The sequence below is a fragment of the Streptomyces acidiscabies genome (assembly GCF_020010905.1).
Classification (GTDB): domain Bacteria; phylum Actinomycetota; class Actinomycetes; order Streptomycetales; family Streptomycetaceae; genus Streptomyces; species Streptomyces acidiscabies.
Genome location: NZ_JAGJBY010000002.1, coordinates 2,798,131 through 2,811,027, shown reverse-complemented (window position 1 = coordinate 2,811,027; position 12,897 = coordinate 2,798,131). Strand labels below are relative to the sequence as shown.

General features: G+C 69.7%; 13 protein-coding genes. 6 read left to right on the top strand and 7 right to left on the bottom strand.

Features of this window, described 5'->3' with window-relative positions; translation table 11 throughout:
- The first annotated feature begins 28 nt into the window (after window positions 1-28).
- Window positions 29-448: a nuclear transport factor 2 family protein gene (locus J8M50_RS39045; protein ID WP_010356440.1), complete on the top strand. Its 420-nt coding sequence runs from the start codon at window positions 29-31 to the stop codon at window positions 446-448.
- A 28-nt stretch (window positions 449-476) separates the two neighbouring features.
- On the opposite strand, the gene J8M50_RS39040 is transcribed toward J8M50_RS39045, so the two are convergent.
- A complete protein-coding gene (locus J8M50_RS39040; protein WP_010356441.1) occupies window positions 477-1,256 on the bottom strand; it encodes an IclR family transcriptional regulator in 780 nt (259 codons plus the stop codon).
- A gap of 101 nt (window positions 1,257-1,357) precedes the next feature.
- Between J8M50_RS39040 and J8M50_RS39035 the strand changes: the two genes are divergently transcribed.
- The 5 genes from J8M50_RS39035 (at window position 1,358) to J8M50_RS39015 (ending at window position 6,954) form a co-directional block, all read left to right on the top strand.
- On the top strand, window positions 1,358-2,548 hold the full coding sequence (locus J8M50_RS39035; protein WP_029184219.1) for an FAD-dependent monooxygenase: 1,191 nt from the start codon (window positions 1,358-1,360) through the stop codon (window positions 2,546-2,548).
- Window positions 2,545-3,645 (top strand): NAD(P)-dependent alcohol dehydrogenase, encoded by a 1,101-nt coding sequence (locus tag J8M50_RS39030; protein ID WP_010356443.1) that lies wholly within the window; start codon window positions 2,545-2,547, stop codon window positions 3,643-3,645. Before J8M50_RS39035 ends, J8M50_RS39030 begins: the two co-directional genes overlap by 4 nt.
- A gap of 197 nt (window positions 3,646-3,842) precedes the next feature.
- A complete protein-coding gene (locus J8M50_RS39025; RefSeq protein ID WP_040837363.1) occupies window positions 3,843-5,540 on the top strand; it encodes a thiamine pyrophosphate-binding protein in 1,698 nt (565 codons plus the stop codon).
- A gap of 32 nt (window positions 5,541-5,572) precedes the next feature.
- Entirely contained in the window at window positions 5,573-6,391 is an 819-nt protein-coding gene (locus J8M50_RS39020) for an SDR family NAD(P)-dependent oxidoreductase (protein WP_010356445.1), read from the top strand.
- 14 nt (window positions 6,392-6,405) lie between these two features.
- On the top strand, window positions 6,406-6,954 hold the full coding sequence (locus tag J8M50_RS39015; protein ID WP_010356446.1) for a VOC family protein: 549 nt from the start codon (window positions 6,406-6,408) through the stop codon (window positions 6,952-6,954).
- Between the two features lie 67 nt (window positions 6,955-7,021).
- Here the strand turns inward: J8M50_RS39015 and J8M50_RS39010 are convergent, their stop codons facing one another.
- The 6 genes from J8M50_RS39010 to J8M50_RS38985 all read right to left on the bottom strand — a co-directional run bounded on the left by J8M50_RS39010 (window position 7,022) and on the right by J8M50_RS38985 (window position 12,890).
- Window positions 7,022-7,960: a hydroxyquinol 1,2-dioxygenase gene (locus J8M50_RS39010; protein WP_010356447.1), complete on the bottom strand. Its 939-nt coding sequence runs from the start codon at window positions 7,958-7,960 to the stop codon at window positions 7,022-7,024.
- Between the two features lie 11 nt (window positions 7,961-7,971).
- On the bottom strand, window positions 7,972-9,039 hold the full coding sequence (locus J8M50_RS39005; RefSeq protein WP_010356448.1) for a maleylacetate reductase: 1,068 nt from the start codon (window positions 9,037-9,039) through the stop codon (window positions 7,972-7,974).
- Entirely contained in the window at window positions 9,039-9,635 is a 597-nt protein-coding gene (locus J8M50_RS39000) for a nuclear transport factor 2 family protein (protein WP_010356449.1), read from the bottom strand. The genes J8M50_RS39005 and J8M50_RS39000 overlap by 1 nt, the downstream gene beginning before the upstream one ends.
- A gap of 236 nt (window positions 9,636-9,871) precedes the next feature.
- A complete protein-coding gene (locus tag J8M50_RS38995; protein ID WP_010356450.1) occupies window positions 9,872-11,362 on the bottom strand; it encodes an aldehyde dehydrogenase in 1,491 nt (496 codons plus the stop codon).
- A 143-nt stretch (window positions 11,363-11,505) separates the two neighbouring features.
- The gene (locus tag J8M50_RS38990) at window positions 11,506-11,892 is read right to left on the bottom strand and encodes a nuclear transport factor 2 family protein (RefSeq protein ID WP_010356451.1); all 387 of its coding nucleotides are present in this window, start codon (window positions 11,890-11,892) and stop codon (window positions 11,506-11,508) included.
- A 32-nt stretch (window positions 11,893-11,924) separates the two neighbouring features.
- Complete coding sequence (locus J8M50_RS38985; protein WP_010356452.1) at window positions 11,925-12,890, bottom strand: PDR/VanB family oxidoreductase; 966 nt, start codon at window positions 12,888-12,890, stop codon at window positions 11,925-11,927.
- Between the last annotated feature and the right edge of the window lie 7 nt (window positions 12,891-12,897).

Genomic DNA, 12,897 nt, shown 5'->3' with positions numbered 1-12,897 from the left:
CACAACCCACTCGGACAGGAGTCGGACCATGACCACTACACAGTCGGCGCCGGGCAGCAAGGACAACCTCCGCGGGCCGGACACGGTCTCCCAGGCGGAGGCGGCGTGGCTCGTCGCGATCACGAAAGGGGACGAGGAGCAGCGTGCGCTCATGCTCCCCGACTGCGTGATCGTTCACGGCCCGGTCGGGAACGTCCACGACCGCGAGCGCTTCCTCACCTACAACGCGTCGATGGGAACCACCCTCGAAGCCGAGACCAGCGAGGTGACGTGCCGCGAGCGAGAGGGGCGGGCCGTCGTGACGTGCTTTCAGAAGATGAGCATCCTGCGCGTGGCCGACCTGCCGCCGTTCCTGGTGCAGGCGGTGGCCACCCGGGTGTGGTTCGCCACCGCCGAGGGATGGCGACTCGGCCACATGCAGCTCTCCCGGCGGCAACCTGCGGTATGACACCCCGGTTTCCCCGCCGCTCGCGAGGTCATGACGTACGAATGGGAATGCCGGGCCGCCAGCCGAGACTCCGGGACAGCCCCAGTCCGCTCGCGACCAGCGAGGGAACGGCCGCCTGCAGTTTGATCGAGCCCGCAGCCACCACGACGGACAGTGCCGCGACGACCTGGCCGCGGCCGTCGACGATGCGTGTCGCGACCGACTCGGCCCCTTCGCTGAGCTCCTCCTTGACGACAACCGTTCCGGTCGAGCGACAGGACGCCAGTTCGCGACGGAGTTCGGCCGGGTCGACGATCGTCCGGGGAGTGAAGCGCCGAAGTCTGCCCGCCAGCACCTCGTCGATGAACTCCGGACTGCTGTGGCTCAGCAGCACCTTGCCGACACCTGAACAGTGCAGCGGCAGATGCCCGCCGACCTGCGAGGTGAGCTCGACGGCGTTGACCGCCGAGAGGCGTTCGATGATCACGGCCTGGTCGCCCTGGAGGACGGCCAGCTGCACATGCTGGCGCAGAGCGGTGTACAGGTCCTCGACGAACGGCTGGGCGGCGCTGCGGAGCGTCTCGGCGCGGGGTGCGAGCGTACCGAGACGCCACAGCCGCAGGCCGATCGCGAAGCGGTTGTCGCTGGTGCGCTCCAACGCACCGGCCTCCACGAGTTCGAGCGTGAGGCGCCGCGCGGTGGCGTGCGGCATGCCGGTGCGCCTGACCAGGTCGGCGAGGCTCAGCTCGGTGCGGTCGGGGTCGAAGGCGAACAGTAGGTCCCACAGCCGGGAGCTGACGGTCCGGCCGGGCTCGTTCGCGCGAGGCATGGGCTCTCCTCCATCGTTCGTGACCCCGCTCACCCTACCTCTCTGTTCGTTGAACGGATGAAGAGGTTCTTCGAATGGTCAGAGTGCCGAACGCTAGGAGCATGATGAGCAGACAAGACGGCCCCAAGATCGCGATCCTCGGTGGTGGCATCGGAGGCCTCGCCGCCGCGGCGTTCCTGCGCGACCAGGGCTTCGACAGTGACATCTACGAGCAGGCGTCCGCCCTGACCGAGGTCGGCGCCGGCCTGGTGATCGCGCCCAACGCCGCCCGCCTGCTGCGACGTCTCGGCGTCCTGGACCGCTTCATCAAGCGCGCGGTCCGCATGGAGATCGGCTGGGAGTTCCGACGCTGGGAGAACGGCGCCGTCCTGTCCGCGGAGAACCTGGAGGAGGGGTGTATCCGCCTGTACGGCGAGCACACCTACGCCGCCCACCGCGCCGACCTGCTGGAGGCGCTGAGGTCGGCCGTCCCCGCTCGCTCCATCCACCTCGGCAAACGCTGTGTGTCGGTCGAGTTCGAGGGCGACCAGGCCGTTCTGCGGTTCGAGGACGGAGAGACGGTCCGCCCGGACATCCTCGTCGGCGCCGACGGGGTCCACTCCCGAGTGCGCGGCGCCATCGTAGGCCCGACCCAGGCACGGGAGTCGGGCATCTGCGCCTTCCGGGCCCTCGTACCGGCGCACAAGGCACCCGACTTCGCCAAGCGGCGAGCCCAGACCCTCTGGATCGGCCCCGACCACCACCTTGTGCACTATCCGGTCTCCGGCGAGGACTACGTCAACCTCGTCGCCTTCGCACCGGCCGGCGCCGACAGCGTGGAGTCCTGGACGGCCACCGCGACGGTCCAGGATCTGCTTGACGAGTTCGCCGGCTGGGATCCCCGGCTGGTGGAACTGATCAAGTCGGCCGAGACGCCGGGGCGTTGGGCGTTGCTCGACCGTGAGCCCCTCGACCGCTGGAACCGCGGCAACGCGACCCTGCTGGGCGACGCAGCCCACCCCATGTTCCCGTTCTTCGCCCAGGGCGCGGCCCAGGCGATCGAGGACGGCGCCGTTCTTGCCCTGTGCCTCACGGCGGACCCGGACAACCCGATCGCGGCCCTGGCCCGCTACGAGGAACTGCGTCGGCGCCGCACGGCCCTCGTCCAGGAGGTCTCGCACGGAAGGTCGCACATCAACCACCTGCCGGACGGCCCCGATCAGCGGGCACGCGACCTTCGGTACTCGCAGGCCGACCCGCTCAGGGAGAACGGCTGGATCTACGAGTACGACCCGGAGGTCGCCGTCTCATGAAGATCACCGCGGCGGTCTCACGTGAGAGCCGGACGGTTCCCGGGCTGGAGCAGGTCGACCTCGGTGACCCGAGGCCGGACGAGGTCCTGGTGCGGGTCGTGGCGACCGGCATCTGCCACACCGACATCAATGCGCACAACGGCCGTGGGGTTCCCGTTCCTCGCCCCATCGTGCTCGGGCACGAGGGCGCGGGCGTCGTGGAGGCGGTCGGGGCGGGGGTGACGCGCCTCGTGCCCGGTGACCACGTGGTGCTCTCGGGCAACTCCTGCGGTGCGTGTCCCCGCTGTCTCGACGCGCGGCCCACCTACTGTCGTGAGGCGATGCGAGTCGCCTTCGGCGGCGCGCGACTCGACGGCAGCTCACCGATCACCCAGGACGGTGACCGGATCGCGGCGATGTTCTTCGGGCAGTCCTCCTTCGCGACGCACGCACTCGCGCCCGCACGAAGCGCGGTCCTCCTGCCGAAGGACATCCCGCTGCACCTGATGGGACCGCTCGGCTGCGGTGTCATCACGGGGGCGGGTTCGGTCCTGGAATCGTTCCGGCTCCGCCCCGGACAGTCGATCGCGGTGTTCGGCACCGGAGGCGTGGGGCTCGCGGCCATCATGGCGGCCCGTCTCGCGGGTGCCCGGCACATCGTCGCCGTCGACATCAACCGGCCCCGGCTCGACCTCGCCCGGGAGTTGGGCGCGACGGACACCGTGCTGGGCGGCCCAGGTGCCGAACAGACACTGCGAGACATCGACCCCGACGGCTTCGACTTCGCGTACGTCACCGCGGACGCACCGTCCGTCTACGCGACCGCGACGACGTGCCTCGCTGTCGAGGGCACCCTCGGCTACGTGGCGGCACCCGCGGGCGAATGGATCCCGGAGACCGGGTTTCTCCTCGCCGGAGGTCGAAAGCTCCAAGGGATCATCGGCGGCTCGGCAAACCCCCACGCGCTGATCCCCCAACTCGTCGAGTACTGGCGGGCGGGCCGGTTCCCCTTCGACCGGATGATCGAGGAGTTCCCGTTCAGCGACTTCGCCCGCGCGTGGACGGAGACCGGGTCCGGGCGGGTGATCAAAGCCGTGCTCAGGATGTCCGAAATCTGAGATCACTACCGCGAACAGCCCGGTCGGCGGGGTCACGACCAGGCGATGACGATCAAGACATTGGCCGTCCAACGAACACCGCCATTGTCGTACCCCACGACCCCACCCAGACTGCGGCACGGGCGGCCCGAGACGCGGCCCGGCCTCAACGCCCCCTTGTCGAAACCCCTAGTACGTCCAGAGAGGCGGACCATCGCATGGCAACCGCAACCGGTAGTGGGCTCGTCGTCAGAACGCTGCGGCGAGCCGGGGTCGACGTGGCCTTCGGTCTGCCCGGAGCGCACATCGACGGCATCCTCCAGGACGCCCTGGACGCCAAGCTGCGGGTCGTCGACGTGCGGCACGAGATGAACGCCGGCCACGCGGCCGAGGGATACGCGCGGGTCACCGGGCAGCTGGGCGTCGCCGTTGTCACGGCCGGGGGTGGCTTCACCAACGTCCTGACCTCGGTCGCCAACGCCTATCTGGACCGGACCCCGGTCCTCTACATCGCGGGCTCGGCCCCGCTGGAGATGGACGAGGTCAACGACCAGCAGGCCGGGTTCGACCAGGTCGCCATGGCGGCCCCGGTGACCAAGTTCGCGCACCGCGTCACCCGTACCGAGCTGATCCCGCGTCTGGTCGCCCAGGCGATCCGTATCGCGCAGTCGGAGCCCAAGGGCCCCGTGCTCCTGGACATTCCCTGGGACGTCCTCCGCCAGTCGGTGGACGTCGACGATGTCGACGACCACCGCGTCGAGGTCGACGGCACCGGCGTCTCCCCCGTCGGTGCCGTCGACCGCATCATCGAGGCGCTCGGCACCGCCCGGCGCCCGGTCGCGTTGGTCGGGAAGTCCTTCGTCACCGCCGAGGCGCGGGCACAGTTGCACGAGTTCGCCGCCCGTACCGGAGTACCCCTCTTCTCCGACTGGGAGGGCCTCGGAGCGATCGCCGGCTCCGCCCAGCACGTCGGCCTCCTCCAGACCCTGGCCACCGTCCCCGAGGACGAGCGTCCCGACCTGGTCCTGATGCTCGGGCTGCGCTTCGGAATGGCCACCCAGTTCGGCACCGGACGACTGCTCCCGAAGAGCGCGCGGATCTTCCAGATCGACCCGGACGGCCGTGAGCTCGGCCGTCTGCAGGACGTCGAACTCGGCGTCCAGGCCGACCCGGTCGGCACGATCGGCCTCCTGAACGAGCGACTGGGCGACAGCGGCGTGCCTTCGGGGCGCGAGGACTGGCTCACGGCCCTGCGGGACATCTCCATCACCCGGCGGTCCGCGCTCGCCGACGAGACCGACCAGCACGAGGATGCCGCGATCCACCCGTACCTCGCGGTCCGTACGATCGCCGAGAGCGTCCCCGACCAGGCCACCGTCGTCGTCGACGGCGCCCTTACCGAGCTGTGGCTCTCCGAGACGATCGCGCTCGCGCCGCTGGCCCACTACCTCGGACACGGCTACCTCAGTGCGATGGGCAGCAACTTCGGTGTGGCGCTGGGGGCGCAGTACGCGCATCCCGACAAGGCGACGATCCTCGTCACCGGTGACGGTGCTGTCGGCTACAGCCTCGCCGAGTTCGACTCCCTCGTCCGGGCGGGACTCCCGGTCGTCGTGATCGTGCTGAACAACCGGGCCTGGGGCGCCACCCTGCACACCCAGCAGTTTTTCTTCGGGCAGGACCGCGTCACCAACAACCGCCTGGAGAACGGCTCCTACAGCGGCGTGGCACGAGCTCTCGGCGCGGACGGTGTCGACGTCACCGACCTGGACCAGCTGCGCCCCGCGATCGAGGCTGCCCTCGCGGCCCGCCGACCGACCTGCATCGACGTACGCGTGAGTCTCGCGCCCATCCCGCCGGAGGAGCGCGTCCTGAACGGCGGAGCTCCGTTCGGCGGCGTCGACATCGACGCGTGAACCGCCACTCCTGACCCCCATGAAGGAGAACCATGAACGCCACGACTGACACCGAACCCCGCGACCCCGCCGTCGGGGACCGCCGGCAGCGGTTCCTCGGGAAGACCTGCCTCGTCACCGGCGGCAGCAGAGGACTGGGCCTGGCAGCCGCACAGGCCTTCGCGCGCGAGGGCGCGCGCGTGGTCATCATCGCGCGGGACCTGGACCAGCTGAAGATCGCGAGCGGACTCATCGGTGGCGACACGATCACCGTCGCGGCCGACCTCTCCTCGGTGACGGGCATCAAGGCCGCTCTCGCCGAGGTCACCGGAGAGGTCGACCATGTGGACGCCGCCTACATCAACGCGGGGCACGCCGGCATGAAGCGCCTCGACGACATGGACGAAGCCACCTGGGACAGGGTGTTCGACACCAACGTCAAGGGCTCGTTCTTCCTCATGCAGGGGCTCAGGCCCTTGCTCGCACCCGGCGGGGCTGTCGTCTTCTGCGGCTCGGCGGCCGGCCGAAGGGCCAGTGCCGGAACCGCCGCCTACGGAGCCAGCAAAGCCGCACTGGAGCACTTGACGCGCATTCTCGCCGCCGAGGTCGTCGCCGACGGTGTCCGCGTCAACATCGTCATTCCGGCCGGCATGAACACCGACATCGCCTCCCGTACGACGGGCCTGGCGCCCGGCGGAGCGGACGCCTTCCGGGAGCGGATCAGGCTCAGTACTCCCATGCTCCGCGAGGGTGAACCGGACGAACTCGCCGACGCCGTGCTCTTCCTGGCCTCGTCCGAAGCCGGCTACATCACTGGTGCCTCCCTCGTGGTGGACGGCGGCATCACCAGCTTCATCCGCCCTACGGCCTAGCGAGGACGACCACTGTGGAGTTTCCCTTCGGCCAGCCGACCGACGCCGTCGTCCAGTTCGCGTACGCCGTCCCCGACCTCACGGCCGCCATGCGCTGGTGGACCGACCGACTCGGCGTCGGCCCCTGGTTCGTGAACGAGAGGATCGGCGGCGCGGGTTCCACCTACCGGGGCGAGCCCGGGAAGGCCGAGTTCACCCTCGCGCTCGCCTTCTCGGGACACATGATGATCGAGCTCGTCCAGACCCTCGACGACGAGCCTTCCATCTACAAGGACGCCTACGAACGCCACGGCTACGGCTTCCACCACGTCGCCAAGATCATGCCGGACGTCACGGCGGACGTCGAACAGCGCGAGGCGAGCGGGGCGACGGTCCACTTCCACGATGTGGCCCCGGGTGGCGACGTCTTCTTCCTGGACGGTGGCGAAGGCGCCCCGGGGATGATCGAGCTGGTCCAGGACAACGAGATCACGCGGCAGATGTTCACCTCTGTCTGGCGGGCATCCGTCGACTGGGACGGCTCGCGACCGGTACGCGACTTCGCGGAGTTGCTGCCGAACTGACCATGCGGCCATCACGACGGAGGGGCGGTCCTACCGGACCGCCCCTCCGTTCCGTCACGTGTCGGGGTCACACACCCGTGGGAGCGAGGACGATGTCGAAGCGCACCCGGCTCCACGTGCCGTCGACGACACGGCCGTCGGGCGTCGCTGTGCCGGCGGGCCGCCGCTCGAACCGCTTGATCAGGGAGTCCTTCACGCCGAAGACGGTGTCCTTGAAACCGATCGGGTCGCCCTCGGGGAAGATGTGCGTCACCAGCGTGCGCGCGCCCTTGTGGGAGACCATGAAGTGCAGGTGGGCGGCGCGCAGCGGTGAGCGGCCGACCGCGTCGAGCATCTTGCCGACGGGTCCGTCGTTCGGGATGGGGTACGGCGTCGGCGTGAGGCCCCAGAAGCGGTAGGTGCCGTCGGCGGCGGAGTACAGGTGCGCCCGGCCCGCGCGCTTTCCGGCGTCGTACTGCACGTCGTAGAGCCCGTCCTCGTCGGCCTCCCAGACCTCGATCCGCGCGCCGGCGAGCGGGGTGCCGTCGGTGTCGGTGACGGTTCCCTCGACCCAGCAGGGCTCGCCGGGGGCGCCGAAGGCCATGTCCTCGCCGAGTTCGATCCGTGGGGCGTCATCGACGAAGAACGGTCCGAACACGGTCGCCTCCGTGGCGCCCTTGTAGGCCTGGTTGTTGACGTTGATCGTCTGCATGCTCGCGCCGAGGGTGTCGGACAGCAGGATGAACTCCTGCCGTACGTCGTCGGTGATGTGGCCGGCCCGGGTGAGGAAGCCGATCGCCTGTCCCCACTCGTCCTCGGTCAGCCGGACCTCACGGATGAAGGAGTGCAGGTGCTTGACCAGGCCGACCATGAGTTCCTTCAGTCGTGCGTCCTCGCAGGTGCCGAAAGAGGCGATGACATTGTCCACCAGCCGCTGCTCGACTGTCTGTTGCTCCGGCGACACCTCGCGGTGGATCGTGCCGACGTCGTCGGCCCGGGCCGAGTCGGGGTTGACGTAGGTAGCCATGGCAGCCTCTTTCAGCTGATCGGTTCGCCTGCCCACGCGGCCCGCAGCAGCAGGGTCAGGTTCGCGTGGGTGACCGGAGTGGGGTTGTTGGCCGGGATCGCCTTGATGATCGGCGCCAGCGCTTTGGCGATGCCGTCCTCGGGCATGCCGTAGTCGCGCAGAGCCCGCGGCGCGCCGAGCACCTCGCGCAGGGCGGCGAGCCCGGTGCTCGCCGTGGGGGTGCCGGAGCCCGTGCCGAGGGCCTGGGCGATCCGGGCCTCCGCCTCCGGCGCTTGCGGGGCGTTGAAGGCCAGTACGTAAGGCAGGACGACCGCGTGGGTCTGGGCGTGGGGGAGGTTGAACATGCCGCCGAGGACATGGCAGATCTTGTGGTGCATGCCGGAGCCGGCCGAGGCGAACGCGACGGCGGCGAGGTAGGCGCCGTACAGGGTCTGCTCGATGCCCTGGACGCTCGTCGAGTCCACCGCGACCACGGGCAGGCCGGTCGCCAGCGCGCGGATGCCCTCCTGGGCCAGCGCGCGGTCGATCGGGTCGGCTCGGGGCCCCCACATCGAGTCGACGCAGTGGGCCATCGCGTTGAGGCCGCTGGCCACGGTCATCCCGCCGGGCAGTGTGGTCAGCAGTGCGGCGTCGTACACCACCGAGGCGGGCAGCACCTTGTCGTCCACACCGGTGGTCTTGGTCTCGCCCTCGGTCAGGCCCCACACGTTGGTCGCCTCGGAGCCCGCGTAGGTGGTGGGTACCGCGACGATCGGCAGGCCGGTGGTCATCGCCACGGCCTTGGCCAGGCCCGTCGTCGAGCCGCCCCCGACGCTGACGAGGATGTCCACGCCCACGTCGGCCGCGGCCCGACGGGCTCGCTCCGCGACCTCGACCGGTACGTGCATCACGACCTCCTCGTGACGCAGGACGACCGGGATCTCCTTGTCGATCGGGTCGGCCAGTTCCTGCTCGCGGTCCGACGCGATCAGCATGACCTTGGTCCCGCCGAGTGCCTCGACCTCCGCCGCCACCGCGGCCGGCGATCCCTGAGCCGCGAACACGACCCGTTGGGGAAGGGTTTCGTGGGTGAACCGCATCAGGCTTCCGTCAGCCACTGCTTGCCTTCCGAGTAGAGCTGCTCGACTGCCGGGCCGGTGAGGCCGGGGAGTCCTTGCTTGACCATGAAACCGGCCTTGGTCTGAAGGTAGGCGAGGTGCCGGTAGCCGGTCGGGAACCGGTCGAGGAGGTCGGGGTCCAGCGTGAGTGAGGCAGCGGGGTCGACGACGTCGAGCCGGTCCTTCTCGTAGATGGGCTGTCGGCGTACGAGGGTCCAGTGCCCCTGGTGGCGTGCGAGGAAGTCGTAGAAGCGGCCGGTGCAGACGACGTCGACCTCCACGTCGTCGATGCCGGCGCGCTGGTTGATGGTCATCTTGGTCTGGGCGATGGCCCGGTCACCGCTGATGTCCGCGGTGTGACCGCCGAGGAAATGGAGGATGCTGACTCCGTTCTCGAAGCCCTCACGACTGGCCTCGATGAAGTCGGTGGCGCTGCCCTGGAACCAGGTGGCGCTCATCCAGCCGTCGCGCGGATGCCAGACCGTGGCGAAGCGGTCCCAGTCCCCGGCGTCGCGCCACAGCGCCCAGTTCTCGACGAGCTGCCGGATCTCGTGGCGGTCCTTGTCGCTCTGCGACATCGCTGACTCCTTGGAGGGGCGGAGATCCCGGTACAGGGGGTTTCGTCAGAGGGACCGGAAGAACTCCTCCAGTTCCCGGTCGAGTTGTCGGGAGGCTTGCGTCTCTCGGGCGTCCGCCGGCCATGCGGCTCACAGCGCGGGACTGAAAGCCGCAGCGAGGAACCACATCCGGGGGTGCGGAGGCCGCGGGTGGGGTGTACGGCAGTCACGTGCGCCCCACCCGCGTCCTTGTGTCATCAGATCGGGTAGTGGCGGGATCCGGACTGGATGGTGATCCAGCGCAGCTCCGTGAACTCCTCCAGCGCGGCGCGGGAGCCGAAGCGGCCCCAGCCGCTGGCGCCGACCCCGCCGAAGGGCATCTGTGGCTCGTCGTGCACGGTGGCGCCGTTGATGTGGCAGATGCCGGACCTGATCCGGCGGGCCACGTCGAGTGCCGCGGCCGCGTCCTTGCCGAAGACAGCGGCGGAGAGGCCGTACTCGGTGTCGTTGGCGACCGAGACGGCTTCGTCGGTGGAGTCCACCTCGATGATCGAGACGACCGGGCCGAAGGACTCCTCGCTGTAGATGCGCATGTCCGGTGTGACACCGCGCAGCACGGTGGGCTTCACGAACAGACCGTCGGCCGTACCCCCGGTCAGGACCTGCGCACCCTTGTCACGCGCGTCCTCGATCAGCGCGACGACATGGTCACGGGCTGCCGTGTGGACCAGGGGGCCGATCTGTGAGCCGGGGTCGCTCGGGGGGCCGACGACCAGCTTGGCGGCACGCTCGGCCAGGCGGGAGGAGAGTTCGTCGGCGACGGCCCTGTTGACGATGACGCGCTCGGTCGACATACAGATCTCACCCTGGTTCATGAAGGCGCCGAAGCTGGCCGCGGCGGCGGCCTCCTCCAGATCCGCGTCGGGAAGCACCAGGAAGGGTGCCTTGCCGCCGAGTTCGAGGACCACGCGTGTCAGGTGGCGACCGCCGAGCTCGCCGATGACACGGCCCACCTTGCTGGATCCGGTGAAGTTCACGCGGGTCACGGCGGGGTGGGCGATCAGTGCCTCGACGACGGCCGGACCGTCCGCGGGTGCGTTGCTGATGAGGTTGACCGCTCCGGCGGGCACGCCGGCGTCGTGCAGCACCTGGACGATGGCTGCCTGGGTGAGCGGCGTCTGCTCGGAGGACTTCAGCACCACGGTGTTGCCCCACACCAGCGGCCACACAATGGCGCGCACGCCGAGGATCAGCGGGGCGTTCCACGGTGCGATGCCGACGACGACACCGACCGGCTGACGTACGCCGAGGGCGGTGAGGCCGGGCACGTCCGACGGGATGACCTCGCCGACGGCCGCGTAGGCCTGGGCCGCCGCCTCGACCAGCATGCCCTTGGCGACATGCACGTTGAAGCCGCACCACGGCAGGGTGGCGCCCATCTCGCGGCTCATCGTGGCGACTATCTCCTCGGTGCGCTCGCCGAGCAGGACGGCCGCACGCTCCAGGACCGCGCGCCGGGCGGCCGGCGGAAGACCCGACCACTCCGCGAGGGCGCCGGCCGCGGCTTCCACCGCGAGGCCCACGTCCTCGACGGAGGCCGCGGCGACCCGTGCGATCGGCTCGCCGGTCAGGGCCTCGGTCGTCTCGTAGTAGCGGCCGTCCCGGGCCGCGACGCGCTCGCCCGCGATGAGGAGGTCGCTGGTCCGGACCGCGCCGGACGGGGGCGCCTCGATCTCAGTGGCTGACATGTGTTGCCTCATCTCCACGACAGCGGCTCACTGCCGCACGAAACCTGCATGTCGAACTCTCTTCGGCCGACGGCCTGTCCCGAACCCTCTTGTCCGTTCATCGAACAGAGCGGTGAGGACACGGCCGCCCGCCCTGCGGGATGTCAGACCGGCGGCATGCGCTTGGCCTGGTGCATGTGTGCCAGGCGCCAGCCCCCGGAGGTCTCCTCCCACACGCGCGTCACGGCCTCCTGCACCGGGAACGGCGGGAGGTTCTCGTCGAAGACGATGTGCATCTCCTGGAGACACGTCGTGATCGCGGTGTTGCCGCGCACGGTGATGCTGAGCTCCTCGGCCCTCGCGAAGACGTGGCGGCGGCGAGTCCAGGTGAAGTGGGCGAAGGTCCTGGCGTCGTCGATCTTCCCCACGGGGCCGTGGACCGCCCGGCTGTCGTCGAGCATGAGGGCGGTCATGGCCTCCTCGCCCTCGGTGAGCGCCAGGAGCCAGGCGGCCTCCGCCTGCTCGACCGCCTGAACTGCCTTGCTGCGCACGGTGGATGGGCTGGATGTGGTGGATGCGGTTGTCACAGGTCCAACTCCAGAATCGGTGAGTGTGCTCGGGACGAGCAGGTAGTGAACATGCCGTCGGCGCGTTCACGGTCGGTCAGGATGTCGTCGCGGTGGTCGGGTTCTCCCGCGAGTACGCGCACGATGCATTCGCCGCAGATCCCCTGCTGGCAGGAGTAGGGGGCGTCGACGCCCCCCGAGAGCAGGACGTCCAGGACGCTCTCGCCGTCCTTGACCTCGTACTCACCGCCGGACTTGGCGAGCCGCACCGTGAACGCGCTGCCCTCCGTGTGCGCTTCGGTGTCCTGCACGGGCGCGAAGCGTTCCTTGTGGATCGCTTCGGCGGGCCATCCCGCTCCCTGCGCGGAGGAGATCACGAAGTCCATGAAGCCTCCGGGCCCGCACACGTAGACCGCCGTGCCGGGGTCGGGCGGGCCGAGGTCGCCGGCGCTGAACCGCTGGTCGTTTGGGCCGTCGTCGAAGTGCAGCCGTACACGGGGGTTGCGTTCCAACTCGTCGAGGAACGCCGCGTCCGCGCGACTGCGGGCGCAGTAGTGGAACTCGTACTCGGCGCCCGTGACCTGGAGCACGTGCGCCATGGCCAGCAGGGGAGTGACACCGATACCGCCTGCCACCAGCAGATGGCGACGGGCCTTGTCCGAGACTCCGAACCTGTTGCGCGGACGCGAGATCCGCAGCCGGTCACCCGCGCGGAGCCGGTGCATCCCGAGGGAACCACCGCGCGACGCCGTCTCGGCCAGCACGGCCAGCTGGTACCGGGTGCGGTCGTGCGGCGGCCCGCACAGCGAATACTGACGGACCAGTCCGGCGGTGCCGCCACCGTCCAGGAGGACGTCGACATGGGCGCCGGCGGCGAACTCCGGGAGCTCGGTTCCGTCGGGACTGATCAGGTCGAGCACCACGATCCGCGCGGTCGCTTCGTGTCGGGCGATCACGATGGTGTCGAGCCACTCGTTGCTCATGGTGCTC

What these genes read in the sequence shown, in the direction of transcription:
- J8M50_RS39045 (WP_010356440.1), top strand. Translation starts at nt 29, where the DNA reads ATGACCACTACACAGTCGGCGCCGGGCAGCAAGGACAACCTCCGCGGG.
- J8M50_RS39040 (WP_010356441.1), bottom strand. Translation starts at nt 1,256, where the DNA reads ATGCCTCGCGCGAACGAGCCCGGCCGGACCGTCAGCTCCCGGCTGTGG.
- J8M50_RS39035 (WP_029184219.1), top strand. Translation starts at nt 1,358, where the DNA reads ATGATGAGCAGACAAGACGGCCCCAAGATCGCGATCCTCGGTGGTGGC.
- J8M50_RS39030 (WP_010356443.1), top strand. Translation starts at nt 2,545, where the DNA reads ATGAAGATCACCGCGGCGGTCTCACGTGAGAGCCGGACGGTTCCCGGG.
- J8M50_RS39025 (WP_040837363.1), top strand. Translation starts at nt 3,843, where the DNA reads ATGGCAACCGCAACCGGTAGTGGGCTCGTCGTCAGAACGCTGCGGCGA.
- J8M50_RS39020 (WP_010356445.1), top strand. Translation starts at nt 5,573, where the DNA reads ATGAACGCCACGACTGACACCGAACCCCGCGACCCCGCCGTCGGGGAC.
- J8M50_RS39010 (WP_010356447.1), bottom strand. Translation starts at nt 7,960, where the DNA reads ATGGCTACCTACGTCAACCCCGACTCGGCCCGGGCCGACGACGTCGGC.
- J8M50_RS39005 (WP_010356448.1), bottom strand. Translation starts at nt 9,039, where the DNA reads ATGCGGTTCACCCACGAAACCCTTCCCCAACGGGTCGTGTTCGCGGCT.
- J8M50_RS39000 (WP_010356449.1), bottom strand. Translation starts at nt 9,635, where the DNA reads ATGTCGCAGAGCGACAAGGACCGCCACGAGATCCGGCAGCTCGTCGAG.
- J8M50_RS38995 (WP_010356450.1), bottom strand. Translation starts at nt 11,362, where the DNA reads ATGTCAGCCACTGAGATCGAGGCGCCCCCGTCCGGCGCGGTCCGGACC.
- J8M50_RS38985 (WP_010356452.1), bottom strand. Translation starts at nt 12,890, where the DNA reads ATGAGCAACGAGTGGCTCGACACCATCGTGATCGCCCGACACGAAGCG.